Raw genomic sequence first — 22,834 nt, forward strand, 5'->3', positions numbered from 1 at the left:
CGCCGGGCACGGCTTGCAAGCTGGCGCGCCGCCGCCGGCGTGCGGCCGACGATCGGCGCGATCTCCTCGAAGGGGACGGCGAACATGTCGTGCAGCACGAAAGCGAGCCGCTCGGCCGGCGCGAGCGCATCCAGCACCACCAGCAGCGCCGCGCCGACGGAATCGGCCATCTCGGCGTCGCGCTCATGCATATCGTGCGCGGCCGGCTCGGGCACATGCGGGCCCATCGGGTCCTCGCGGCGCGCCTTGCGCGCGCGCAGCATGTCGAGGCAGACACGGGCGATCACGGTGGTCAGCCAGCCTCCCAGATTTTCGACCGCGGAGGCATCGGTGCGGCTCAGCCGCAGCCAGGTCTCCTGCACGGCGTCGTCGACCTCGCTCGCTGAGCCGAGCATGCGGTAGGCCACTGCGCGGAGATGGGCCCGGTTGGTCTCGAATTGCGCGGCCAGAAAATTTTTCTCGTCCATCGGTCACACTCTCCATCTCGCGTCCGTCATGGCCATGACGAAGCAAATCCGGCCGGTGTGACAGCAAATCGGCTGGACTGCGTCAAAGCCAACGGCATGGAGAACAAATGATGCAAGCCCGCATGAACCACCCCGTGATGGTCATTCCCGAGGCCATGAAGACGATGCAGACGCTCAGCAACCTGCCGCACGGCAGCCTGCCCGAGAAACTGCTCGAACTCGTGCACCTGCGCGCCAGCCAGATCAACGGCTGCAGCGTCTGCGTCGACATGCATCCGAAACTCGCGAAGAGGGCTGGGGAAACGGACGAGCGGCTGTTCTGCGTCGCTGCCCGGCGCGATGCGCCCTATTTCACCGACGCCGAGCGCGCCGCGCTAGCGCTGACGGAATCGCTGACCCGGCTTAGCGATCGCGAGGAGGGGGTGCCGGATGCGATCTGGCGTGAGGCCGACAAGCATTTCAACGAAAAGGAGTTGGCGTCCCTGATCCTTGCGATCGCCGTCATCAACGTCTGGAATCGCCTCAACGTCGCCGTCCGCCAGCCGGTCGGCGCGTGGAAGATCTGATCGCCTCCTGCACCTCCTGCCTTGGGAGAGAGGCCGGCTGCGACATTGCATCGGGCGGTGAGGAGCTTCTCCGAAGTCTCCTCACCGGCCGCGTCGCCTTTTCTTGAATTCATTATTGGGCACTTAAGGTCCGCGCAGAAAAAGCCCGCCGGTCCCGGTGGCGCCGAAAACGACACCCAATCCAGTCTCTGGAACTGTGCTACATTCGCGAAGGCTGATCAGACGCTTGGGTTGGCCAAGTCGGTTGGCCTCGTCTCGATCGGCCGTGTTTCCCGTTCTCGCGTCATCCCGTTCTTACTTCGAAGATTCCGCCTGTCATGTCAGAGCGCCGATTAATGCTGCAACCGACAATCAGAAACCGAATCCTTGGCATTGCCATGGGGCTGATCGTGCTGATGGCCATCATCTCGGTGTTGTCGACGGTGATGGCAAGGAGGATCGCCCACCAGCTCGATGAGCTGACGACGAAATATGTTGAGGCTTACGGTCATCTGGCGCGGATGAATGTCCGTTCGCTCGAGCAGGCATTGGCGCTCCGCAGGATGGTGATCGCAAGCATGCAATCGCCACCGGACCAGGCTGCAGTGGCCGAGCAGCAGAAAGTCTACGAGGCGAAGGGCCTGGAAGTCGATCAGGAAGCGAAGACCGCGCGTGGCCTCGTCAACGCGATCATCGCGGATCTTTCCACCGAATCGGACAACGCGAGGCTGGGCCGGATCGACGATCGAATTGAGACGCTGAATAGCGACCTCCGCCGCTATCTGGGTGAGGAGCACAAACGGCTGCTGCCGTTGCTCGAAGCCGGCAATCTTGCCGAAGTCAATGCCAGTCTTGCTCGCACCGAAGCCCTGCGCAATGAACTCAACCAGAGAGTGGATGAGGTTCGCGGGGAGATGCTGGCGCAGGTGCGCGCCGACGCCGCGGTGACGATGAAGGATCAGCAAAGGTCGATTTTGGCCTCCGTCATTCTGACGGCACTTGCCGCGATACTGGGCCTGCTCTTTTCGTTCTTCGTAAGCACCGGCATCACGCGGCCGGTCAGGCGCTTGCTGGAAGGGACCCGCGCGGTCGAAGCCGGCCGGCTCGATGGCTCGATCGACGTCACGACCCGGGACGAGATCGGCCAGCTAACGGCGGCGTTCAACAAGATGGTCGAGCAATTGCGCCACAAGGAGCGGATGCGCGAGACCTTCGGCAGATATATCGACCGCGGGTCGTGGAGGGATTGATTGAAAGACAATCTTTGACCGCGGCCGACGGTCAGCGCCGTGTCATGACCGTGCTGTTCTGCGACATGAAGGGCTTTACCAGCCTCAGCGAAGGAATGACGCCGCAGGGATTGGTCAAGGTGATGAATCACTACCTCTCGACCATGTCCGGCCCGATCCGCAGTCATCAGGGGATCATCGACAAATATATCGGTGATGCGATCATGGCCTATTGGGGCCCGCCGTTCAACGAGGATGGCGACCAGGCGCGGCTTGCCTGCCTCGCCGCCATCGACATGGCCGATCGCGGTACGGCATTGCGGACGGAATTGCCCGAGCTGCTGGGCGTGCGGTCGGTACCGAGTGAATGCGACGTTCGCATCGGGGTTGCGACCGGCGAGGTGCTGGTGGGAAGCATCGGCTCGGAATTCATGATGAGCTACACCGTCATGGGCGACGCGGTGAACCTTGCCTCGCGCCTGGAGGGCGTGAACAAGATATACGGCAGCCATGCCCTGGTCTCCGAAGCGACCGTGAAAGCGGCCGCCGATGCGATCGAGTTTCGCGAGGTCGATCGGCTGGTCGTCGTTGGCCAGACGCGGCCGGTTACGGTGTTCGAGATCATCGGGCGCAAGGGCGAGCTGAGCCCGGCGCAATTGGCATTGTTGAAGCGATATTCCGAGGGACTTGCCGCTTATCGCGCCTGCCGTTGGGACGAGGCGCTTCAGGCCTTCAAGGAGGCACTTGAAGCGGTTCCCGCCGACGGGCCATCCATGACCTTTGTCAAACGCATCGACGGCTTCAAGATAGATCCGCCCACCGACGATTGGGATGGCTCATGGTATCTCGATCACAAGTGATGCGCCTCTCCACTCGTCATTGCGAGCCACCGGGTCGGCGCGCAGCGCCGCCCCGGTGGCTCGCAATGACGTGGCGGCGGCGGAGGTGAGCGGCAGTCACTCCGCCAGAAAATCCAGCACGATCTCGCAATAGCGCTGAGGGGCCTGCTCGAACATCGGATGCGTCGTGCCCGGGATCATCTCGGTGCGCGAGTCCTTCACATGGGCCGCCAGCGTGTGCAGCACTTTCGGCAGCGCGCCTCTGGTGTTGGCGCCGCCGATGAACAGGGTCGGCGTCCGGATCGCTTCGGCGTCCGCCTTCGAGAACGGCGGACGCTTGTCGCTTGTCTGGCCAATCAACGTCGTCGCGTTGTCGCGCAACGGCTCTTTCACTGCCGGCGGCAACCGCTTCCAGGCGCCGGGGCCTTCCAGCGCGTCGATGAAAATCTGCAGCCCGCCATCGATATCGCCCTTGGCGATGATTTCGGCGGAGGCGGCGATCCGCGCCGCCAGCGGCGAGGGGCCCGGCTTGAACTCGGGATCGAGCGTTTCATCCAGTTCGCCACCGGGCTCGGCCAGGATCAGTTTGCGCGACAGATCCGGCCGCCGCTGCGCGACCCGGAAGGAGACGTGTCCACCGCGCGAGTGGCCCATCAGGTCGACCGGCTTCGGCTCGATCTGCTCGATGAAGGCGATGACGTCTTCGACGTGCTGGGCAATCGAATAGGTGTCGCCGACACCGTCCCAGCGGTCGGGGAAGAAGTGCCGCAGGCTGACCGCGATCACGCGGTGCTTGCGCGACAGAAGTCCCAGCGTCGCCGACCAGATGCGGAAATCGCAGAGCGAGCCGTGCACGCACACCAGTGGCGGCCCTTCGCCCACCTCGAGATAGGCCATGTCGTATCCGTTGACGCGAAGGGTTTGCATGCAGGGGCTCGTGGAGGCTGAAGGGACGGCCCATGATTCCATGGAACGCAGGCGCTGCCCATGCCCGAAAACGCAGGGCGGAAGTCTCGCTTTTTCAAGTGGATGCCGCCGATCCGGTATTGCCGATGCCTCGGGTTCCGGCCAGGATTCGGGTGGTTAGCAATATTCGCCAAGCCTAGATTCCGCGACAAGGATCAAGCTCCTACATGGAGCAAAGCGGATATGGAGCAAGCCATGACCGAGCAGCATTTTGCGATCTTCGACACCGTGATCGGCGCTTGCGGCGTAGTGTGGGGCGAGCGCGGCATCACCGGCGTGCAATTGCCGATGGGGAGCGAGGAAAAGACCCGCCAGCGCATCCACCAGCGGAGCGGCGAGGTGACGGAAGCCACACCGCCCGCGGACGTGAGACGTGCGATCGAGGCCATGACCGAACTGCTCGCGGGCAAACCGAACGACCTTGCCGAGGTCGTGCTCGACCTCGACGGCGTGCCGGCGTTCAACCGCGGCGTCTATGACATCGCGCGCAGGATACCGCCGGGCAAGACCATGACCTATGGCGACATCGCCAAGCAGCTTGGCGGCGTCGAGCTGTCGCGCGACGTCGGCCAGGCGCTCGGCCGCAACCCGTGCCCAATCGTCGTGCCCTGCCACCGCGTGCTCGCGGCCGGCGACAAGCCCGGCGGCTTCTCGGCGAATGGCGGCGTGGTGACGAAGCTGAAGATGCTCGAGATCGAGGGCGCCATCGTCAACCACACGCCGAGCTTGTTTGATTGAGCAAATCGCGGGGTGGGCAAAGCGCAGCGTGCCCACCATCACGGCGGAGTCTCTAACGGTGGGCACGCTGTGCTTTGTCCACCCTACGCGGCTAACTGATCGTCTCGCACTTAAACCCGTCGCCTCTGCGCCGGATATTGCCGACCGAGGGCGAGGGGAAATGCGCGGTGCAGCAGAGCGTGTCGGTGTCGCAATAGCGCTCCAGGAAACTGCGCCGCGTCCGCGCTGCCTGCGCCTGGTCGACATCGAACTTCGCCGACAGTTCCGGATAGTGCGTCTGCAGCGGCGAGTGCATGAGATCGCCGGAGAACACGGCGTCGTCCTTGCCGCGCCCAAGGGTGAAGGCGACATGGCCCGGCGTGTGTCCGGGCGTCGGCAGGATGCGTGCGTGGTCGCCGATGGCGAAATCATTGGTCACGATCGCCTCGCGCTTTGACTCCACGATTGGCAGCACGCTGTCGACGAACGCCGGCACCTCGCTCTTTTCGTTCTGCGTGGTCCAGTAGTCGAACTCGCTTCTTGCAAAGACGTAGCGCGCCCTCGGGAAGGTCGGCACCCAGCGGCCGTTTTCCAGTCGCGTGTTCCAGCCGACATGGTCGACATGCAGATGCGTGCACAAGACGTAGTCGATGTCTTCGACCGAGAACCCGGCCGCGGCGAGGCCGCGCATATAGGTGTCGTCGGTCTTCATGTTCCATTTCGGACGCTGCGGGCGCGGCTTGTCGTTGCCGATGCAGCTATCGATCAGGATGGTGTGATGCGGCGTCTTCACGACATAGGACTGGAAGCACAGGAGCAGTACGTCGCTATCATCGAGCGCCTTGGCCTCACGCATCCAGGCCCGGTTCTCGGCCAGCACTTCCGGCGTCAGGCCGGGCAGCATGTCCAGCGCCGGCAGGAACGCCGTCTCCTGCTCGATGATGCGGTGGATGGTGAGGTCGCCGATCGAGAAAGTGAGGCTCATGGCAGACTCCGCTTCAGGCTGGCGGCACCGAGATCTTGACTGACGGCCGCTCCAGCATCTTCTGGTTGAATGCATCAAGCTTCGGATGGGCCTTGCGCCAGCCGCAGTCGGGGAAGCGGAGGTCGGCATAGCCGAGCACGCAAACCAGTCCGATCTGGGCGACGTTGAACGGCCCGGAAAGCACATCCTCCCGCCGCTCGAACCGCGCCATGCCGGCCCAGGCCCGGTTCCAATGGTCGTCATACCAAGCCTGCCACTGCGAGCCCTGCGGCCGCACCATCTTTTCGTGGCGGCACAACAGCATGGAATCGAGCATGCCCTGCAGCAGCGAGTGATCGGTCTTCGCCTTCCAGCGCGCCGGTCCGGACGAGGGAATCAATTTGCCGCCGCCGGCGAGATCGTCGAGATATTCGACAATGACGTAGGAATCGAGGATGACGTCGCCGTCATCGAGGATCAGCACCGGGAGTTTCTTCAGCGGGTTGATATCGCGCGTATAGGCATCATTCGCGGTGCCTGGCGCGACCGTGGTGGGGACCAGTTCGATCTTGTCGATCAGCCCGGTCTCGATCGCAGCGATGCGCACCTTGCGGGCAAACGGCGAGGCGGGCGAGAAAGTAAGCTTCATGGGATGCCCCTTGGGTCGTAGGGTGGGCAAAGCGAAGCGTGCCCACCATCACGAACAGAATTGCTAGTGGTGGGCACGCTTCGCTTTGCCCACCCTACGCGGCTCCTCAGGATGAGAGAGCGGCCGTTACGCCGCGACGATCTCCTGGCGCTGCTCGCCGAGGCTCTCGATGCCCAGCGTCACGACGTCGCCGACATTGAGGTACTGCGGCGGCTTCATGCCGGTGCCGACGCCGGGCGGGGTGCCGGTCGTGACGATGTCGCCGGGCAACATTGTCATGAACTGCGAGACGTAGGAGATGCACTTCGCCATCGAGAAGATCATGGTCGAGGTCGAGCCGGTCTGGCGGCGCTGGCCGTTGACGTCGAGCCACATCGAGAGGCTCTGCACGTTCGGGATCTCGTCCTTGGTGACGAGCCAGGGGCCGAGCGGGCCGAAGGTGTCGTGTGACTTGCCCTTGGTCCACTGTCCCAGACGCTCGATCTGGAAATTGCGCTCGGAGACGTCGTTGCAGACGCAATAGCCGGCGACATGGTTGAGCGCGTCGGCCTCCGAGACATATTTGGCGCGGGTGCCGATGATGGCGGCGATCTCCACTTCCCAATCGAGCTTGGTCGAGCCGCGCGGCTTCTCCACGGCGTCGTTCGGGCCAGAGAGGGCGGTGTTGGCCTTCAGGAAGAAGATCGGCTCGGACGGAATGGGATTGCCGGTTTCCTTGGCATGGTCGGTGTAGTTCAGCCCGATGGCGACGAATTTCGAGATGCCGGTGACCGGCGCGCCGAAGCGCGGGTTGCCGGGAACAGCAGGCAGCTTGGACGGATCGAGCGCGGCCAGCTTGGCCAGGGATTCCGGCGAATAGGCCTCGCCGGTGAGGTCCTTCAGATGCGCCGACAGGTCGCGCAACTGCCCGGATTTATCGATCAGGCCGGGCTTTTCCTCACCCTTCGCGCCGTAACGAACAAGCTTCATTTTTGATCACTCCCTACAGGGGTTTTTGGAATTTACGGACTTAGGACGCTTCATGGAGCAGCGCGGGGCGAAATTCAACTGCCGAAAACGGGAAGCGGGTAGGTAGGATGGGCAAAGGCGCACTTCCGCCGTGCCCACCATCAAACGCCTCGCTCGCAAGGGTGGGCACGCTCCGCTTTGCCCACCCTACGCATTGTCCAGCGCGATGAACTTGAAGGCTTCCCCCTCGCGCTTGATGTGACCGGCGTTGAAATGGCCGCCGATCACCAGCGTCGGCGTGTCGGCAAAGCGGGAGAACAATTCGCGCCGCGTCACCGCCGATTGCTTGTGGTCCGAATCCGCCGTCGAGGACCAGTCCGGATGGGCCATCTGGCAGGGATGGTGGGTGACGTCGCCGGTGAGCAGCGCTTCCTCGCCGTCGGAGCGGATGTGGATGCTCATATGGCCCGGGCTGTGGCCGGGCGTCGGGATCAGCGTGATCTCCTCCGTCAGGCGGTGGTCGGAAGGCACGAGATCGGCCCTGTCGGCATCCGCGATCGGCTTCACGGAATCCGTGAACACCGCGATGTTGTCGGGCGATTTGCCGTGGTCGCGCCAATGCTCGAATTCGGCTCGGCCGAACACGTAGCGGGCGTTGGAGAAGGTCGGCACCCACTGGCCGTCGACGAGCTTCGTGTTCCAGCCGACATGGTCGACATGCAGGTGCGTGCACAGCACGGTGTCGATGCTATCGGGGGGAAAGCCCGCCGCGGTCAGCGTCTCCAGGAAGGGATGCTTGCGGTTGTTCCAGCTCGGCACGTTGCGGCCCTGCTTGTCATTGCCGAGCCCGGTGTCGACGATGATCCGCCGTGTCGGCGTCTCCACCAGCAGCGAATGGATCGACATTTTCAGCCGGCCTTCGTCGGTGGCAAAATGCGGTATGAGCCAGGGCAGCTTCTGGACTTCTTCGTTGGTCGCGAGCGGCAGGATGAAACGGGTGTGCCCGACCGTCTCCAATTCGACGACCTTCGTGATCTTGACCCTGCCTACTTTCCATTCCATCCCACCGCTTCCTTCTTTTGAGCATGATCTTTTCGGAAGATCGGTACCCACTTTTCCCGATCACGCTCTCCCGATCAGGCTCTAACGAGCGCAATCAACGATAACGGTGCCGAGCTTGTCTCCCTTCTCGACCGCGAGGTGAGCCTGTGCCGTCTCCGTCAGCGCAAACTGGCCGGCGATGTTGTGAAGGCGCGGTCCGGCGGCGAGCCATTTCGTGATGTCGGCTTGAGCTGCGGCGAGCAACGGCGGCGGCAGCGCGAACAGCACCAGCGCGCGCAAGGCGATGCACTTCTCCATCAATTCGCGCATCGGCACGACGGGGTTGCGGTTGCCGTTGGTGGCGTAGACGGCGATCGTGGAATTGACCGCCATCAGCTTCAGCGTAGCAGCGAGATTGCCGCCGAAATCGACATCGACCACGCGGTCGACGCCGCGTTGATGGGTGAATGCCGTCGCCTTCGCAACGACATCTTCCTCTTTGTAGTTGATCACGAGATCGGCGCCCGCGCGCCGCGCCTGCTCGGCCTTGTGTGATGAGCTGACGGTTGCGATCACCTCGGCGCCGCCCCATTTCGCCAGTTGCACGGCATAATGGCCGACCGCGCCGGCGCCGCCGGTGACCAGCACCGTCTTGCCCACGATCGGCCCGTCCGCAAACAGGCAGCACCACGCGGTCATGCCGGGGATGCCGAGAGTGGCGCCTTCCGCGAATGAGAGATGATCCGGCAGCGGCGTCACCAGGTGCTCGGCGAGGGTGATATATTCCGCGGCGGTGCCAAAGGCGCGGCCGTTGCGCTGGCCGTTGAACAGCCAGACCCGGTCACCGACCTTGAACCGCTTCACGCCGTCGCCGACCTGGTCGATGATCCCGGCGCCATCGCTGTTCGGGATCACGCGCGGATATTCCATCGCCCGATAATTGCCGCCGCGGCGGCCGACATCGGCGGGATTGACGCCGGAGGCCTCCAGGCGGATTCGCACCTCGCCTGCAGCCGCCACCGGCGTCGGCATCTCGCCGAAGGTCAGGACCTCTGCCGCCGGCCCTGTCCGCTCGTACCAGACCGCTCTCACAGCGTGACCATCTTCACAGCGTGCCCGGGAAGGCGCCGCCGTCGAGCAGGATGTTCTGGCCGGTGATGAAGCCGGCCCTGGCGCCGCACAGGAACGCGCAGGCGTAGCCGAACTCCTCGGGATCGCCGAAGCGGCCGGCGGGATTGAGCTTGGCGCGCTCGGCCAGCACTTGCTGGGGGGTGATGCCGCGCTTCTCGGCTTCCGGTTTCGCGGTGCCGAGCAGGCGATCGGTCTCGAACGGCCCCGGCAGCAGCGCATTGACGGTGACGTTGTTGATGACGGTCTTGCGCGAGAGGCCCGCGACGAAGCCGGTAAGGCCGGCGCGCGCACCGTTGGAAAGTCCCAAAATCTCGATCGGCGCCTTCACCGCGGCGGAGGTGATGTTGACGATGCGGCCGAATTTCCGTGCCATCATGCCGTCGACGGTGGCCTTGATCAGCTCGATCGGGGTCAGCATGTTGGCGTCGATCGCCTTGATCCAGTCGTCGCGGGTCCAGTTGCGGAAATCGCCGGGCGGCGGACCGCCGGCATTGTTGATCAGGATGTCCGGTTCCGGGCAGGCCTTCAGCACAGCCTCGCGGCCCGCGGGCGTCGTGATGTCGCCGACGATCTCAGTGACGGTGACGTCGGGATGCCCTTTGCGAATCTCGTCGGCGGTCTTCTTCAGCGCTTCCGCGCCGCGCGCCGTCAAGGTGACATGGACGCCCTCATTGGCGAGCGCGATGGCGCAGGCGCGGCCCAGACCCTTGCTCGAGGCGCAGACGATGGCGCGGCGCCCTTTGATCTCAAGATCCACTGTTTCACTCCCGTGATGTCAGGTGGTTTCTAAAATGTTCGATGGGACCACTTTAGCCAACGCCGCGCGGCCTGATAAGTCCTGCGGCGTTGCGCCGGCCGAAATCGTAGGTATCAATGCGCGCATATCAGGTTTTGGGAAACGCACCATGTCCGATCTGTTTGACGTCAGCCAGGAAACCATCTTGATCACCGGCGCAAGCCAGGGGCTGGGGCGCCAATTCGCCCGCGTCCTTTCCGCGCATGGCGCCGCCGTCGTTCTGGCGGCGCGGCAGACCGGCAAGCTGAAGAGCCTGGAGGAGGAGATCAGGGGCAAGGGCGGCCGCGCGAGCGCGGTGCAGATGGACGTCACCGACATCGGTAGCATCGGCAAGGCGCTGGACGCCGCGGAAGCCGCCTTCGGTCCGGTCAGCGTACTGATCAACAATGCCGGCATCGCCATCGAGAAATTGTCGACCGAGCAGACCGAGGCGGATTGGGACGCCGTGATCAGCGCCAATCTCAAGGGCGCCTATTTCCTGGCGACCGAACTGGCGCGGCGAATGATCGCGCGCAAGCAGGAGGGCAACATCGTCAACATCGCCTCCGTGCTCGGCCTCGGCGTGATGAAATTCCTCTCGCCCTACACGGTCTCGAAGGCCGGCATCATCCAGGCCACCAAGGTGATGGCGCTGGAGCTCGCCGGCAACAACATCCGCATCAACGCGCTGGCGCCCGGCTATATCGACACCGAGATGAACCACGATTTCTGGGCGACGCCGGCCGGCGAGAAACTGACAAAACGGATTCCGCAGCGCCGGGTCGGCGCCGAATCCGACCTCGATGGCGTGATCCTGCTGCTGGCCTCAAAAGCCTCGCGCTACATGACCGGCACCGTGGTGACGGTCGACGGCGGGTTCTTGCTGAACTGAGACGCGGTGCTGCCCCTCATGGTGAGGAGCCGCGAAGCGGCGTCTCGAACCATGAGGCCCCGGTAGTGCCCGCGGCCCATCCTTCGAGACGCGCGCGAGCGCGCTCCTCAGGACGAGGTTTTTGCGCATTGGCCTTCCGCGAAAGGCCGTTGCTCCTTGCTGCTTCGCCCGGATCATGTCCGACGCCTTCTGGCCGATCATTACGGTCGGCGCATTGGTATTGTGGCCGATCCCCCGAATGCCGCCCCGACCCTGTGCCATTCCGGGAAGCGTGCGCGCCTGATGCGAATGACCGCCATTCCGTGATTCTCTTGGTCCGAGGCTCCAGTTTTGCGGCCTTTTCGGCAAGGGAGGTTCCAAACGCCCGATTCGCGCACGAATCCTGTTAATTTGGCCGTCACAAAACCTCAAAAAACCTGTGCCGAAGGGCTTTCCAAAGCGGATCAGCATTGATACATACGCCTCGCGCCCGGTTGCCCTCGGCCCCGGGTCGCCTTCTCAGGAAGTTTTCGAACGGATCGAGCGGCGCCCTTCCAAGCGTTGTCCGCTTCACGTTCGGCCTCTCTCCATGCAAGGCGGAAATCCGGTTTAACGCGGGGTGGAGCAGCCCGGTAGCTCGTCAGGCTCATAACCTGAAGGTCATAGGTTCAAATCCTATCCCCGCAACCAAGTTGGTAGAAAGCCCCAGCAATCTCAGTTGATTGCTGGGGCTTTCTTTTTGATGACCCGAATAGCCTCGATCGCCCGGCTGGCAGGTTCAATGCCGCTCCGGCCAGCGTTCGTGGCTCCATGGGAAGAGCGACGCCGGGAAATCGGCGGCATAGCGATGACCTATCGGCGTGCGGGCCCCCCCTTGTGGAGGATTCGGGTAGGCAATTGTTTGCACAGTATTGAGGACCCTATTCAGCTAAGGCGTGACACACGTCACCCGGTGACGTTGCATCGAGGCAACAATGGTCAGGTTGCGGCGATCAGGCCGATGTTTCTTAGAACAAAAGCGGGAACGGCGTGCTCGCCGTGCAGCCTCGTCGCCCGAGCGATCATACCGCGCATGACGTTGGCGCGGGCATCCTCCGAGATCCGGAAAAGTGGAAACCGGTTCTCCTCGCGAAAAACGCGAAGCGTTTGCGCGGAGATCATGCTTTAACGATCCGATTCCGTCTGATCGCGGCGCTGAACTGCAAAAGGAGCGTTTTCTATGAGCACCGCGAGCGACGCCCGTTTCTGGAACAGATCGTCACGGAAATATGCCAAGGGTGCGGTTGCGGATCCGGCCGGATATGAGCGTACGCTCGACCGGACCCTTGCCTTGCTAAAGCCGGGCGACCGGGTGCTTGAGTTGGGCTGCGCGACGACGGCGCTGAGGCTCGCAGGCGATGTGCAAAGCTATCTTGCGACGGACTTTTCCGCCGAGATGATCGAGATCGCCAAGGAGAAGCACGGCGCCTCCTCTATACCGGGGCTCACCTTCCAGATCGCGACGGCGGAGACGCTCGCGCCTGAGGCCGGGCCGTTCGACGCGATCCTGGGCTTCAACTATCTCCACCTGGTCCGCGACGTGTCCGGCACCTTGCGGCGCATCCATGCCCTGCTCGCTCCGGGGGGCCTGTTCATTTCGAAGACGCCGTGCCTCGGCGACATGAACCCGCTCATCCGGATAGCCTTGCTGCCCGCGATGCGCGCGATCGGCATAGCGCCTTATGCCGGTGCTTTCCGGGCAATGGAGCTGGGCGAACTGATGGAGGCGGCGGGTTTCGAGGTTCTGGCCACCGAAAACCACGCGGCCAAAGGCAACGAGGCCCGGCCCTATATCGCGGCGCGCAAGCGGCAAGGCTAGAGCAGGATGCGATTAAACTGAATCGCATCTTCACGACGCGCCCAATTGTCTCGGCATGGCGGACGGCCTCGTCCGGTTCGGCGTCGAGCGGCTCAATCAGCATCCGCCTGCGGTTATCTTTGGCGGAGCTATATCGCCCGGTAGGGTGCGTAAACCACAGCTCGCCGCCCCAATTGCCTCGTAGACGGCTATCTATTTGCTTCGATCGCCCGGCTAGCGCGTTCAATGCTGCTCCGGCTAGCGTTCGTGGCTCCATGGGAAGAGCGACGCCGGGAAATCTGCTGCGTAGCGATGACCTATCGGTGTGCGGGGCTCCTCCTGTGGGGGATTCGGGTCGGGCTCCACCACCTTCCGATAAAGATGCCAGGTGGCATGACCGAGCACCGGCAGCACGACAGCGAGACCGACGAAGAACGGCAGCGAACCGATCACCAGCAGTGCCGCAACAATCAGCCCCCATGCGGCCATCACAAATGGATTCTCCTTCACGGCCCGCAGCGACGTCCGGATGGCGTCTATCGCAGTGGCATGTCTGTCCAGCATCAACGGAAACGATACGACGCTGACGCACAGGGACACGACTGCGAACAGGAAGCCGACGCCGCAGCCTATGATGATGAGCGACCAGCCTTGTGGCGTCGTCAGCACGCGCGTTGCGAAATCAGGGATGCTTGCGGCCGGGGCATAGCCGAAGATGGTAACGTAGATCGCGTCCGCGGCGGCGATCCAGACCCCGAACAGGACGAGCAGGAGCACGCCGAGGCCGAGAATGGCGCCGAAGGACGGTGCGCTCAGCACGTGCATCGCGTGCCATGCTGCGGGTTCCTCGCCGCGCTCGCGGCGGCGGCTGAGTTCGTAGAGGCCGAGCGCGGCAAAAGGACCGATCAACGCAAAACCGGCCGCCAGCGGAAACAGCAGCGGCAGCACCGAATAGCCAAGGACCAGTCTGAACAGAACAAGACCGAGAACGGGATAAATTCCGCACAGGACGACAGCGTGAGTTGGTATCGCTTGGAAGTCTTCCCAGCCCAGGCGCAGCGCGTCGCGCAAGTCCGAAAGGCCGATCTTGCGAACGACATATGCGGTGGAGACGCCGAAGAATTGCAGGTGAGGTCTTGCAAAATACTGAGTGGCCATGGCTCCGGTCTCCTTGCTCGTGATCGCAAGGGGGAACGGCGCGGCCTTCAACTCGCGCACATTCGCCTCATGCGCGGAAATCGCGATCGAGCCCGGCGAGCCAGATTCAGCGAGAAGGAGCTTTGCCGGGCGACACCTGTCGCTACCGGTGTACGAGCTTAAGGCGATGAGAGCAAGATAGCGCTCACGGGTGGGTGAATTGTGCGGTTGCACACTTCTCTCGCTGCACTGCACCGCACCGCCGGACGATCGGTATCGGCCGACAATTGCCGGTTTGCGTGGCGTCGGCAACGCGAGGGACCAAGGCGCGGCGTCCTCCACTATTGACGCCCGGCTCGACCCGTACCATCTTGATCCCAACGCCCCCAGCTCTGATGAGACTTGCGGTCGTGGCGTGCAGTCCGCGTCGCGACCAGTGGAATGGGCGAGGCAAGAGGCACGACGACAGCGGATGTAAAGTCCGCCATCGCGACAGACGTGAGCTCCGCCCTCCGGTTCGTATCCGCAGCCTTTTAGCGGCAAGGATGCATGAGGGATGGCTGTAGCAATCATACTGCTTTTGGTCGCGATCGCCTCGGTGGTGTTTCACCTCTTCAGCCCGTGGTGGTGGACGCCGCTTGCCTCGAACTGGGGCTACATCGACGACACCATCACCCTGACATTCTGGATCACCGGAGCGGTCTTCGTCGCCGTCGTCGCGTTCATGGCCTACTGCGTCTTCCGCTTTCGCCACAAGGAGGGAAGGCAGGCAGACTACAATCCCGAAAACAAGCGGCTCGAATGGTGGCTCAGCGTCGGGACAGGAATCGGCGTCGCGGCGATGTTGGCACCCGGACTGGTCGTCTGGCACCAGTTCGTGACCGTTCCGGCCGGTGCGACCGAGGTCGAGGTCATGGGACAGCAGTGGCAATGGAGCTACCGGCTTCCTGGAAAAGACGGCCGGCTCGGGACCTCCGATGCCCGCCTTGTCAGTGCCGACAATCCGATGGGGTTGAATCCCGACGATCCGAACGGAAAAGACGACATCGTTATTCAAAACGACGATCTGCACCTGGCGATCGGGAAGCCGGTGAAGGTGCTGCTCCGCTCAATCGATGTCCTGCATGATTTCTATGTGCCGGAGTTCCGGGCGAAGATGGACATGATACCGGGCTCGGTCACCTATTACTGGTTCACGCCCACCCGCACCGGAACGTTCGAGGTTCTCTGTGCAGAGCTCTGCGGTGCCGCGCACGCGCAAATGCGCAGCAAGGTCGTCGTCGAGGAAGAGAAAGAATATCACGCGTGGCTGGAGAAACAGCGGACATTCGCCGAGTTGTCAGGCCAGCGCAACGTCGCGAAGGCGGCGTACAAGACAGGTAGCGAATAAAAATAGCGGCGAGGAGGCACGATCGATCGTGAGGCGAACTCCTCGCTGAACAGAAGACCAGGAGGGTATTCCGATGGTCGATGTCCCGTTTGACACAATCGCAGGCATTCCGGCCGCTGAGGCGCCTGACGTCGAGCTCTATCATCCGAAGAGCTGGTGGACGAGGTACGTCTTTTCGCAGGACGCCAAGGTTATCGCCATCCAGTACTCGATTACGGCGATGTCGATCGGAATGGTCGCGCTGGTGCTGTCGTGGCTGATGCGACTGCAACTGGGATTTCCCGGCACGTTCTCCTTCATCGATGCCAACCAATATCTCCAGTTCATCACCATGCACGGCATGATCATGGTGATCTACCTGCTCACCGCGTTGTTCCTTGGTGGCTTCGGCAACTACCTTATCCCGCTCATGGTCGGCGCCCGGGACATGGTGTTCCCCTATGTGAACATGCTGAGCTATTGGGTCTACCTGCTCGCGGTCCTGGTGCTGGCCTCGACCTTTTTCGTGCCTGGCGGGCCAACCGGCGCCGGCTGGACGCTCTATCCACCGCAGGCGATTCTCTCCGGCACCCCCGGGCAGGATTGGGGCATCATTCTGATGCTGGCCTCGCTGATCCTGTTCATCATCGGCTTTACGATGGGCGGGCTCAATTATGTGGTGACGGTGCTGCAGGCGCGCACGCGCGGCATGACGTTGATGCGGTTGCCCTTGACGGTGTGGGGCATTTTCACGGCTACCGTCATGGCACTGCTGGCCTTCCCGGCGCTGCTGGTCGCCTCGGTGATGCTGCTGCTTGACCGCCTCCTGGGGACCAGTTTCTTCATGCCGACACTGGTCGAGATGGGCGAGCTGACGAAGTATGGCGGCGGCAGCCCAATCCTGTTCCAGCACCTCTTCTGGTTCTTCGGCCATCCCGAAGTCTATATCGTCGCCTTGCCGGCCTTCGGCATTATATCCGATCTGATCAGCACCCACGCGCGGAAGAACATCTTCGGCTATCGCATGATGGTCTGGGCGATCGTGGCGATCGGCGCGCTCAGCTTCGTCGTATGGGCGCACCACATGTATGTGAGCGGCATGAACCCGTATTTCGGGTTCTTCTTCGCCACCACGACGCTCATCATTGCCATCCCGACCGCGATCAAGGTCTACAACTGGGTGCTGACCCTCTGGCGCGGCGATATTCATCTCACCATCCCGATGCTGTTCGCGCTTGCGTTCATCATCACGTTCGTAAATGGCGGGCTGACCGGCCTGTTTCTCGGCAACGTGGTCGTGGACGTTCCGCTGTCGGACACGATGTTTGTTGTCGCCCACTTTCACATGGTGATGGGCATTGCACCGATCATGGCCGTGTTTGGCGGGATCTACCATTGGTATCCGAAAGTCACGGGACGAATGCTCAATGAGGCGCTCGGACGATTCCACTTCTGGGTCACGTTCCTCGGAGCCTACGCGGTTTTCTTCCCGATGCACTATCTGGGCCTTTTGGGCGTGCCTCGCCGCTATCACGATATTGGCGAAACGGCCTTCATCCCGGCATCCGCCCATGACCTCAATGCGTTCATGAGCGTGGCCGCCCTGATTGTCGGCTTTGCCCAGCTTGTCTTCATATTCAATCTGATCTGGAGCCTGTTCAAAGGGAAAGAGGCGGGCGGCAATCCCTGGGGAGCCGCGTCGCTGGAATGGCAGACACCAGAGACCCCGCCGGGGCACGGCAACTGGGGCAAGGAGCTCCCGATCGTCTATCGCTGGGCCTACGATTACAGCGTACCCGGCGCCGGCAGGGACTTCGTGCCGCAAAATGAACCGCCGGCCAGACTGTCGGCGCAGGGGGCCCATCCGTGAGCGTCATTGTCCTGTTCATGGTTGGAATCGCGGCAATTGCGGGATGGTGGCTCTCGCAGCAACGGCTGACAGCCAAACCCTGGCTGGAGGAGGGAGTGAGCGTCGATCTTCGCGAGGAGAGCACAGCATCACCGCAAGCGGCGAAGATCGGATTGGGGGTGTTTCTCGCGGTCGTCGGCTCGCTGTTCGCGCTCTTCATCAGCGCTTACTCCATGCGCATGAACATGGTGGACTGGCGGACGCTGCCAGTGCCAGCGCTGCTGTGGTTCAACACGGGCGTGCTGGTGTTGAGCAGCGTTGCGCTGCAATGGGCGTACATCGCCGCCCGCCGTGACGACATGGACGGCATCATTCTCGGCCTGCTCAGTGGGGGAGCATTCGCCGTTACATTCCTGGTTGGACAGCTTCTGGCGTGGCGACAGTTGAATGCCGCTGGGTATTTCGTCGCGTCCAACCCAGCCAATTCTTTCTTCTACCTGATCACCGCGGCGCACGGGCTGCATGTGATGGGCGGTCTCGTGGCGCTCGGCAGAACGGCCGCCAAGTTATGGCGTGGCGCTGAGGTTAAGCAGGTGCGCGCGAGCGTGGAACTCTGCGCCATCTATTGGCATTTCCTGCTGCTGGTCTGGCTGGTCTTGCTCGGTCTGCTGACGGGCTGGACAGACAATTTCGTCGACATCTGTCGCCAGTTGCTCAGCTAGGGAGGCAGGGACCGATGGCAGAGACTGCACTGACAAACGTTGGAGCATCGCCTGCGCGGCTCCCGGGCTTGCGAGGGATCGTTGCCGACTGGTCTTCGGATCAGCGCGCTTTCAAGAATGTCTCCTGGGGGAAGGCCATGATGTGGATCTTCCTCCTGAGCGACACCTTCATCTTCAGTTGTTTCCTGCTGTCATACATGACGGCGCGAATGTCCACGACGGTGCCGTGGCCCAACCCCAGCGAAGTCTTTGCTCTCAATATCGGCGGTCAGCACATACCGCTCATTCTGATCGCTATCATGACCTTCATCCTGATCAGCAGCAGCGGCACCATGGCGATGGCGGTCAATTTCGGTTACCGCCGGGATCGGATCAGAACTGCAGCCTTGATGCTGGCCACCGCCGCATTCGGCGCAACGTTCGTCGGAATGCAGGCTTTCGAATGGACCAAGCTGATCATGGAAGGCGTCAGGCCCTGGGGCAATCCGTGGGGCGCGGCGCAGTTCGGGGCCAGCTTCTTCATGATAACCGGCTTCCACGGCACCCACGTGACCATTGGCGTGATTTTCCTGATCGCCATCGCACGCAAGGTCTTGCGGGGAGACTTCGACGTCGAAAGGCGTGGCTTTTTCACGAGCCGGAAGGGGTATTACGAGATCGTCGAAATCACCGGCCTGTACTGGCACTTCGTCGATCTTGTGTGGGTGTTCATCTTTGCCCTTTTCTATCTTTGGTGAGGTTGGCGCATGACAGAAGCCGCGATACATGTGGAAGGCCAACAACCTTCGCTGCACGTTCACGCCCATGAGGCCCATGCGCCGGGAGCCACGCAAGCAAAGGGCCAGCAGCACCCGATCAAGCTCTATCTCGCGGTCTGGGGATGGCTGTTCGTCCTTAGTACCTGCTCCTTTCTCGTCGACTACTTTGGTATCCATGGCCATCTCAGATGGTCGCTGATTCTGCTGTTCATGGTTTTGAAGGCCGGTCTGATCGTCGCCGTCTTCATGCACATGGCCTGGGAGCGGTTGGCCTTGGCCTATGCCATCCTGCTTCCGCCGGTGCTGGTGTTGGTATTCGTGGCGATCATGGTGTTCGAATCCGACTACACGCATCTGCTCCGGGTCGTATTCTTCACTCCGACTGCGTAGCTCCCGTTGCCTCGCGGCGAAGGAGAACGGCAATGACGAAAGACACTGTAGCAGTACAAGAGTGGAGATATTGGGATGCAGTTCACCGTTGGGTTTAAGCTAAGGGGAAAGACAGACCATGTCGTCCTCGACGGACAAGACGCGCTTGTCGCCGCGCTGAAGGTGAAGGCGGAGCTTCCGGAAGCAGTCATCATGTACGTACGCCCACAAAATCGGCGTGGCGACACACGTCATCCGTCACGTGCGCTCGCCGAAGACGTTCTTCGATGAGAGTCCGGCGGACCCTTGCGCCTCCCCGCAGCCAGCCTTCTCCAGCGATTTCGAAAAATTTTGCCCGCCTCTGTCAGGCCTTTCGATGTCCAGCGTCCCCCGGGCGATGACGGCGTACCTTCGCATAGGTCACGTCACGCCGTATCCTCGACGACGGAGCGGAACGCGTTGAGGAGATCGCCGTCGAGTTTGTTTCCCATGTCCTGCATGATGCCGAAGGCCTGCATTGGCGCCAGCGATTGCCGGTAGGGTCGATCTTCCACCAGTGCAGAAAAAATATCGGCAATCGTGATGACGCGTACGAGATCTGCAATCTGCCCGGCGCGAAGCTGATCCGGATAGCCCGATCCATCGAGCAGTTCATGGTGATGAAGCACGCAATCAAGGATCTCGACCGGAAAGCCGCCTTGTTGCGTGAGCAGGTCATATCCGTATCGGGGATGCTGTCTTATCTGCTCCATCTCATGGTCAGTCAATTTTCCCGGCTTGTCGAGGATATCGAGTGGAACGAACGATTTTCCAACATCGTGCAACAGCGCAGCGTGCGCGATGCGTTGTTGGTCCTTGGGGCGCATCTTCAGCTTCTGCGCGAACGCGACGGCGAAGCCGGTGACAAGCAGGCTGTGCCTGTAGGTGCCGCCATGATGCCTCCGCACGGTTTCCATCCAGGGACCAATTCCCCAGACATCGAGCGCCTCCAGGATGAGCGGAGTGTTGGCTTCGAGAGTTTCGAATGGAAGTGAGCTCTCGTTGTGCGGCGCCTCGATTGTCTGCGCGAGCGCACGATGAGCGGCGGAAACGCCCCGCAACACGATCTTGTTGTGCGATGGTGTTTCCGACTTGGCGCGCGCGTGATGTATTGGAGAAAATACCCGCAGAACTTCATCTGCATCGAACGGATGGTAGATGTAGTTGCGTACGCCGAAAGTCTCTGCGTGGCGCATCTTTTCGGCAAGCGCGCGTTCTCCGATGCTCTTGTCGATAACAAGGAGGCTGGGCAGCGAACGTGCAAGAATTGCCTGGCGAGTGGGCTGAAGCGCTCGAACCACCTGCGTTGACGAAAGATCAACGTCAAGAACGACGCAAGAAGCGAAATTATCGATGACAAGAGGGTCAATCGCCGGCGGCAGCAAATGGACGTCGCAGGTTCGACTGAGTATGGATGCCAGCGGTCTTGTCCGTTCCGGCGTCTCAGTTATGAGGGCGATATGAAGTTGTCGGACTGTCGTGGCTGCCTCGATCATGCGATTCACTTTCCTGGCGGTCTCGCCTGTTCGTAAATTATCGCGGCTGTCTTTTGGTGCGTCGTTACCTGCGCGAGCAACGGGGAGGCAACGGCGCTTGCAGTGTTGCGAACATCCACCTCGTTCCTCCTGCTGCCGCCATCATTCGTTTGATGGCTTGTCGACTCGAGATGAACAGAGAGAGTCGCGTCCCTGTCCAAGCTGCATCCGCTCGCTTGTGATCGTGATGTTGCCAACATTTCCCGGGTTGTCGGCGGACGTAAGCAGGAGCGCTGTTCACGCCAGCTGCCACGTATCTTCATGCGTATGCAGCGTTGCTGAATGAGATGTTACCGACGCGCGGGCAATTCGCCTTTTGGCCATATCTCGCGCGAATTGGATAGCCACCGTTAAAATTGACGCCGTGTGGCACCGCGTTGCTTAACCGGAGAATTTCAGTTAATCGCGAAACAATTACTGTGTGGCCTGCTTGGAAATATGAGTTCGTTTTCGCGTGTTGCTTCCCAAGATAAGCGTGGGGTTGGTTTCGATACGTATCTAGACTGTCTCTCGATATTCTTGCCGGACGTTTCGGCGGAGCCGGAGAAGGCCGGGCGGCAATTTTCGTGGCGAGCCAGCTTCGCTGCGGTCAACGGCCTGACCTGCTGGCGGGTGCAGGGTAGCCATGGCTACGAAATAACACTCAATGACTCAGCGGAGACCTTGCATGTCTCGCAGCCTGTCATTGGCGCTGTTGCTGCAATTGGCAGATACGGTGCCTGCCGAGCGCTCCCAGGATCTCTATTTACACATCTGACAGACGCGCCAAGCCGAATCTCCACCAAGGGGGCTCATGCAATGAGAGCGTTACGGTTCGAACGCCCGGAATTGATGCAGGCCCTTTCCACATTCGATGAAAAGCTCTCTATTCAGGACCTCACGCCTCTGATGCTCCATCATCTGACGGAGACGACGACGCAATCGCTTTATCACTCCGCGCAAGCGGTCGTGTCCGCCGTTCTTGATGAGGATCTTCAGGGGCGCGCTCCCATCGCGATGGCGCTGCTGAGCGAATCCTTGCTCTTGCTGGTGCTCGAGAGACTGACATCAGGCAAATTGCGGGAACCGTCTGAACCAACCATGCGCCACCTTCGGCGGGCGGTCGATTACATGCATTCCAACATTCATCGGCCCTTTACCATGAGCGACGCCGCAGCCGCAGCAGGTATCAGCGTACGGACGTTGCAGACCGCTTTCCAGGCGCACTACGGTGCAACGCCGGTCGCCTACTTGCGTCGCATCAGGCTGGAAGCCGCACATCTGGAACTTACATCTGCGGACAACATTCTGCCTGTCTCCGAAGTCGCCCTGAAATGGGGCTTCATGCATATGGGACGCTTTGCGGAGATATATCGCAAGACCTACGGTCTTCTTCCATCCCAGCTTGCTGGACTGCGAAGGCGGAACGGCTGATCTGTGCCGGCCGTGGTATCTATCCGCATCGCGTCGGCGGTTGCTCCGTCTCCGCTTTCGATTTGAAGACAAGAACCGGAGTTTGGCTTGCTTCGGTCAAGCGTAAGCCTCGTTCAGATCACCACCCGACGTCGGTGATCGTCACGAGACACAAGGAGCCGTTCCAATGAGCAAGGAAGAAGATAACAAGGCCGTTGTCGGTCGCTGGTTCACGGAGTTCTGGGGCAAGGACGTCAATCTTGCGGTCATCGACGAGATCGCCGCGCCCGACATGCTGCTCAAATACTCGCTGCATGAGCCTCGCCGCGGCCGCGCCGATATCAAGGCGTTCATGACCGATTTCCGTGCTGCATTCCCCGATCTCAATTTCTGGGGCACGGCGGACCTGATCGCCGAGGGCGATTACGTCGTCGGCCAATGGGAAGGTGGCGGCACCCATAAGGGGCCGGCCTTCAACGACTTCCTGGTCGGCGGTTTGCCGGCTGCAACGGGCCGCAAGATGCATTTCACCGGCACTACGGTGCTGAAGGTGATCGACGGCAAGATCGTCGAGGAGATCGGTCTCGACGACGGCGTGACCGCGCTGACCCAGCTTGGGCTGCTGAAGGCTGCCTAGGCAGCTCACGCCCGGCCATCGAATAAGGTCCGCACGTCCGTGCGGACC

General features: G+C 61.7%; 25 protein-coding genes and 1 tRNA gene. 15 read left to right on the plus strand and 11 right to left on the minus strand.

The annotated features are described in order from the left end of the window. On the minus strand, nucleotides 1-467 hold a 467-nt coding region (locus tag CWO89_RS06935), incomplete at its 3' end, for a sigma-70 family RNA polymerase sigma factor (protein WP_130577891.1). Nucleotides 468-577: 110 nt separating this feature from the next. Between CWO89_RS06935 and CWO89_RS06940 the strand changes: the two genes are divergently transcribed. The 3 genes from CWO89_RS06940 to CWO89_RS49090 all read left to right on the plus strand — a co-directional run bounded on the left by CWO89_RS06940 (nucleotide 578) and on the right by CWO89_RS49090 (nucleotide 3,101). Further along, nucleotides 578-1,033, plus strand: coding sequence for a carboxymuconolactone decarboxylase family protein (locus CWO89_RS06940; protein WP_165421038.1), 456 nt, complete (start codon nucleotides 578-580; stop codon nucleotides 1,031-1,033). A gap of 335 nt (nucleotides 1,034-1,368) precedes the next feature. Then, nucleotides 1,369-2,262 (plus strand): HAMP domain-containing protein, encoded by an 894-nt coding sequence (locus CWO89_RS49085; protein ID WP_349644866.1) that lies wholly within the window; start codon nucleotides 1,369-1,371, stop codon nucleotides 2,260-2,262. A gap of 14 nt (nucleotides 2,263-2,276) precedes the next feature. Next, nucleotides 2,277-3,101, plus strand: coding sequence for an adenylate/guanylate cyclase domain-containing protein (locus CWO89_RS49090; protein WP_349644867.1), 825 nt, complete (start codon nucleotides 2,277-2,279; stop codon nucleotides 3,099-3,101). 96 nt (nucleotides 3,102-3,197) lie between these two features. Here CWO89_RS49090 and CWO89_RS06950 read toward each other — a convergent pair whose 3' ends face one another. Then, nucleotides 3,198-4,007, minus strand: coding sequence for an alpha/beta fold hydrolase (locus CWO89_RS06950; protein WP_130577893.1), 810 nt, complete (start codon nucleotides 4,005-4,007; stop codon nucleotides 3,198-3,200). 234 nt (nucleotides 4,008-4,241) lie between these two features. On the opposite strand from CWO89_RS06950, the gene CWO89_RS06955 reads away from it, so the two are divergent. Then, a complete protein-coding gene (locus CWO89_RS06955; protein ID WP_130577894.1) occupies nucleotides 4,242-4,784 on the plus strand; it encodes a methylated-DNA--[protein]-cysteine S-methyltransferase in 543 nt (180 codons plus the stop codon). A gap of 91 nt (nucleotides 4,785-4,875) precedes the next feature. Here the strand turns inward: CWO89_RS06955 and CWO89_RS06960 are convergent, their stop codons facing one another. The 6 genes from CWO89_RS06960 to CWO89_RS06990 all read right to left on the minus strand — a co-directional run bounded on the left by CWO89_RS06960 (nucleotide 4,876) and on the right by CWO89_RS06990 (nucleotide 10,253). Then, a complete protein-coding gene (locus CWO89_RS06960) occupies nucleotides 4,876-5,748 on the minus strand; it encodes an MBL fold metallo-hydrolase (protein ID WP_130577895.1) in 873 nt (290 codons plus the stop codon). Between the two features lie 13 nt (nucleotides 5,749-5,761). Next, nucleotides 5,762-6,376, minus strand: a complete 615-nt coding sequence (locus CWO89_RS06965; protein WP_130577896.1) for a glutathione S-transferase family protein — start codon at nucleotides 6,374-6,376, stop codon at nucleotides 5,762-5,764. A gap of 126 nt (nucleotides 6,377-6,502) precedes the next feature. Continuing rightward, nucleotides 6,503-7,345 carry a fumarylacetoacetate hydrolase family protein gene (locus CWO89_RS06970; protein WP_130577897.1) on the minus strand — a complete coding sequence of 281 codons (843 nt, stop codon included), beginning with the start codon at nucleotides 7,343-7,345 and terminating at the stop codon, nucleotides 6,503-6,505. Between the two features lie 186 nt (nucleotides 7,346-7,531). Further along, entirely contained in the window at nucleotides 7,532-8,386 is an 855-nt protein-coding gene (locus CWO89_RS06980; RefSeq protein WP_130577898.1) for an MBL fold metallo-hydrolase, read from the minus strand. Nucleotides 8,387-8,467: 81 nt separating this feature from the next. After that, a complete protein-coding gene (locus tag CWO89_RS06985; RefSeq protein ID WP_130577899.1) occupies nucleotides 8,468-9,457 on the minus strand; it encodes an NADPH:quinone reductase in 990 nt (329 codons plus the stop codon). 13 nt (nucleotides 9,458-9,470) lie between these two features. Next, complete coding sequence (locus CWO89_RS06990; protein WP_130577900.1) at nucleotides 9,471-10,253, minus strand: SDR family oxidoreductase; 783 nt, start codon at nucleotides 10,251-10,253, stop codon at nucleotides 9,471-9,473. A gap of 148 nt (nucleotides 10,254-10,401) precedes the next feature. Between CWO89_RS06990 and CWO89_RS06995 the strand changes: the two genes are divergently transcribed. Both CWO89_RS06995 and CWO89_RS07000 read left to right on the plus strand, forming a co-directional pair. After that, nucleotides 10,402-11,163 carry an SDR family NAD(P)-dependent oxidoreductase gene (locus CWO89_RS06995; RefSeq protein ID WP_130577901.1) on the plus strand — a complete coding sequence of 254 codons (762 nt, stop codon included), beginning with the start codon at nucleotides 10,402-10,404 and terminating at the stop codon, nucleotides 11,161-11,163. 592 nt (nucleotides 11,164-11,755) lie between these two features. Beyond that, nucleotides 11,756-11,832: transfer RNA gene (locus CWO89_RS07000), tRNA-Met, on the plus strand. A gap of 288 nt (nucleotides 11,833-12,120) precedes the next feature. Here the strand turns inward: CWO89_RS07000 and CWO89_RS07005 are convergent. Beyond that, nucleotides 12,121-12,303: a hypothetical protein gene (locus CWO89_RS07005; RefSeq protein ID WP_130577902.1), complete on the minus strand. Its 183-nt coding sequence runs from the start codon at nucleotides 12,301-12,303 to the stop codon at nucleotides 12,121-12,123. 58 nt (nucleotides 12,304-12,361) lie between these two features. Between CWO89_RS07005 and CWO89_RS07010 the strand changes: the two genes are divergently transcribed. Further along, nucleotides 12,362-13,000 carry a class I SAM-dependent methyltransferase gene (locus CWO89_RS07010; RefSeq protein ID WP_130577903.1) on the plus strand — a complete coding sequence of 213 codons (639 nt, stop codon included), beginning with the start codon at nucleotides 12,362-12,364 and terminating at the stop codon, nucleotides 12,998-13,000. Between the two features lie 237 nt (nucleotides 13,001-13,237). On the opposite strand, the gene CWO89_RS07015 is transcribed toward CWO89_RS07010, so the two are convergent. Next, a complete protein-coding gene (locus CWO89_RS07015) occupies nucleotides 13,238-14,137 on the minus strand; it encodes a DUF2189 domain-containing protein (RefSeq protein ID WP_130577933.1) in 900 nt (299 codons plus the stop codon). Nucleotides 14,138-14,672: 535 nt separating this feature from the next. Here CWO89_RS07015 and CWO89_RS07020 point away from each other — a divergent pair. The 6 genes from CWO89_RS07020 to CWO89_RS07045 all read left to right on the plus strand — a co-directional run bounded on the left by CWO89_RS07020 (nucleotide 14,673) and on the right by CWO89_RS07045 (nucleotide 19,474). Beyond that, nucleotides 14,673-15,506, plus strand: a complete 834-nt coding sequence (locus tag CWO89_RS07020; protein ID WP_130577904.1) for a cytochrome c oxidase subunit II — start codon at nucleotides 14,673-14,675, stop codon at nucleotides 15,504-15,506. Between the two features lie 73 nt (nucleotides 15,507-15,579). After that, entirely contained in the window at nucleotides 15,580-17,355 is a 1,776-nt protein-coding gene (gene ctaD / locus CWO89_RS07025; protein WP_130577905.1) for a cytochrome c oxidase subunit I, read from the plus strand. Continuing rightward, a complete protein-coding gene (locus tag CWO89_RS07030) occupies nucleotides 17,352-18,056 on the plus strand; it encodes a cytochrome c oxidase subunit 3 (protein WP_130577906.1) in 705 nt (234 codons plus the stop codon). The genes ctaD and CWO89_RS07030 overlap by 4 nt, the downstream gene beginning before the upstream one ends. Nucleotides 18,057-18,070: 14 nt before the next feature. Further along, nucleotides 18,071-18,793, plus strand: a complete 723-nt coding sequence (locus tag CWO89_RS07035; protein WP_130577934.1) for a heme-copper oxidase subunit III family protein — start codon at nucleotides 18,071-18,073, stop codon at nucleotides 18,791-18,793. A gap of 9 nt (nucleotides 18,794-18,802) precedes the next feature. Further along, nucleotides 18,803-19,204, plus strand: coding sequence for a cytochrome C oxidase subunit IV family protein (locus CWO89_RS07040; RefSeq protein ID WP_165421035.1), 402 nt, complete (start codon nucleotides 18,803-18,805; stop codon nucleotides 19,202-19,204). 75 nt (nucleotides 19,205-19,279) lie between these two features. Continuing rightward, nucleotides 19,280-19,474, plus strand: a complete 195-nt coding sequence (locus CWO89_RS07045) for a hypothetical protein (protein ID WP_130577907.1) — start codon at nucleotides 19,280-19,282, stop codon at nucleotides 19,472-19,474. A 134-nt stretch (nucleotides 19,475-19,608) separates the two neighbouring features. Here CWO89_RS07045 and CWO89_RS07050 read toward each other — a convergent pair whose 3' ends face one another. Continuing rightward, nucleotides 19,609-20,718 (minus strand): HD-GYP domain-containing protein, encoded by a 1,110-nt coding sequence (locus tag CWO89_RS07050; RefSeq protein WP_130577908.1) that lies wholly within the window; start codon nucleotides 20,716-20,718, stop codon nucleotides 19,609-19,611. A 477-nt stretch (nucleotides 20,719-21,195) separates the two neighbouring features. Between CWO89_RS07050 and CWO89_RS07055 the strand changes: the two genes are divergently transcribed. Then, nucleotides 21,196-22,170: a helix-turn-helix transcriptional regulator gene (locus tag CWO89_RS07055; RefSeq protein WP_130577909.1), complete on the plus strand. Its 975-nt coding sequence runs from the start codon at nucleotides 21,196-21,198 to the stop codon at nucleotides 22,168-22,170. Nucleotides 22,171-22,336: 166 nt separating this feature from the next. Continuing rightward, the gene (locus CWO89_RS07060; RefSeq protein ID WP_028163034.1) at nucleotides 22,337-22,786 is read left to right on the plus strand and encodes an ester cyclase; all 450 of its coding nucleotides are present in this window, start codon (nucleotides 22,337-22,339) and stop codon (nucleotides 22,784-22,786) included. Nucleotides 22,787-22,834: the final 48 nt, after the last annotated feature.

Source organism: Bradyrhizobium sp. Leo170 (assembly GCF_004296405.1).
Classification (GTDB): domain Bacteria; phylum Pseudomonadota; class Alphaproteobacteria; order Rhizobiales; family Xanthobacteraceae; genus Bradyrhizobium.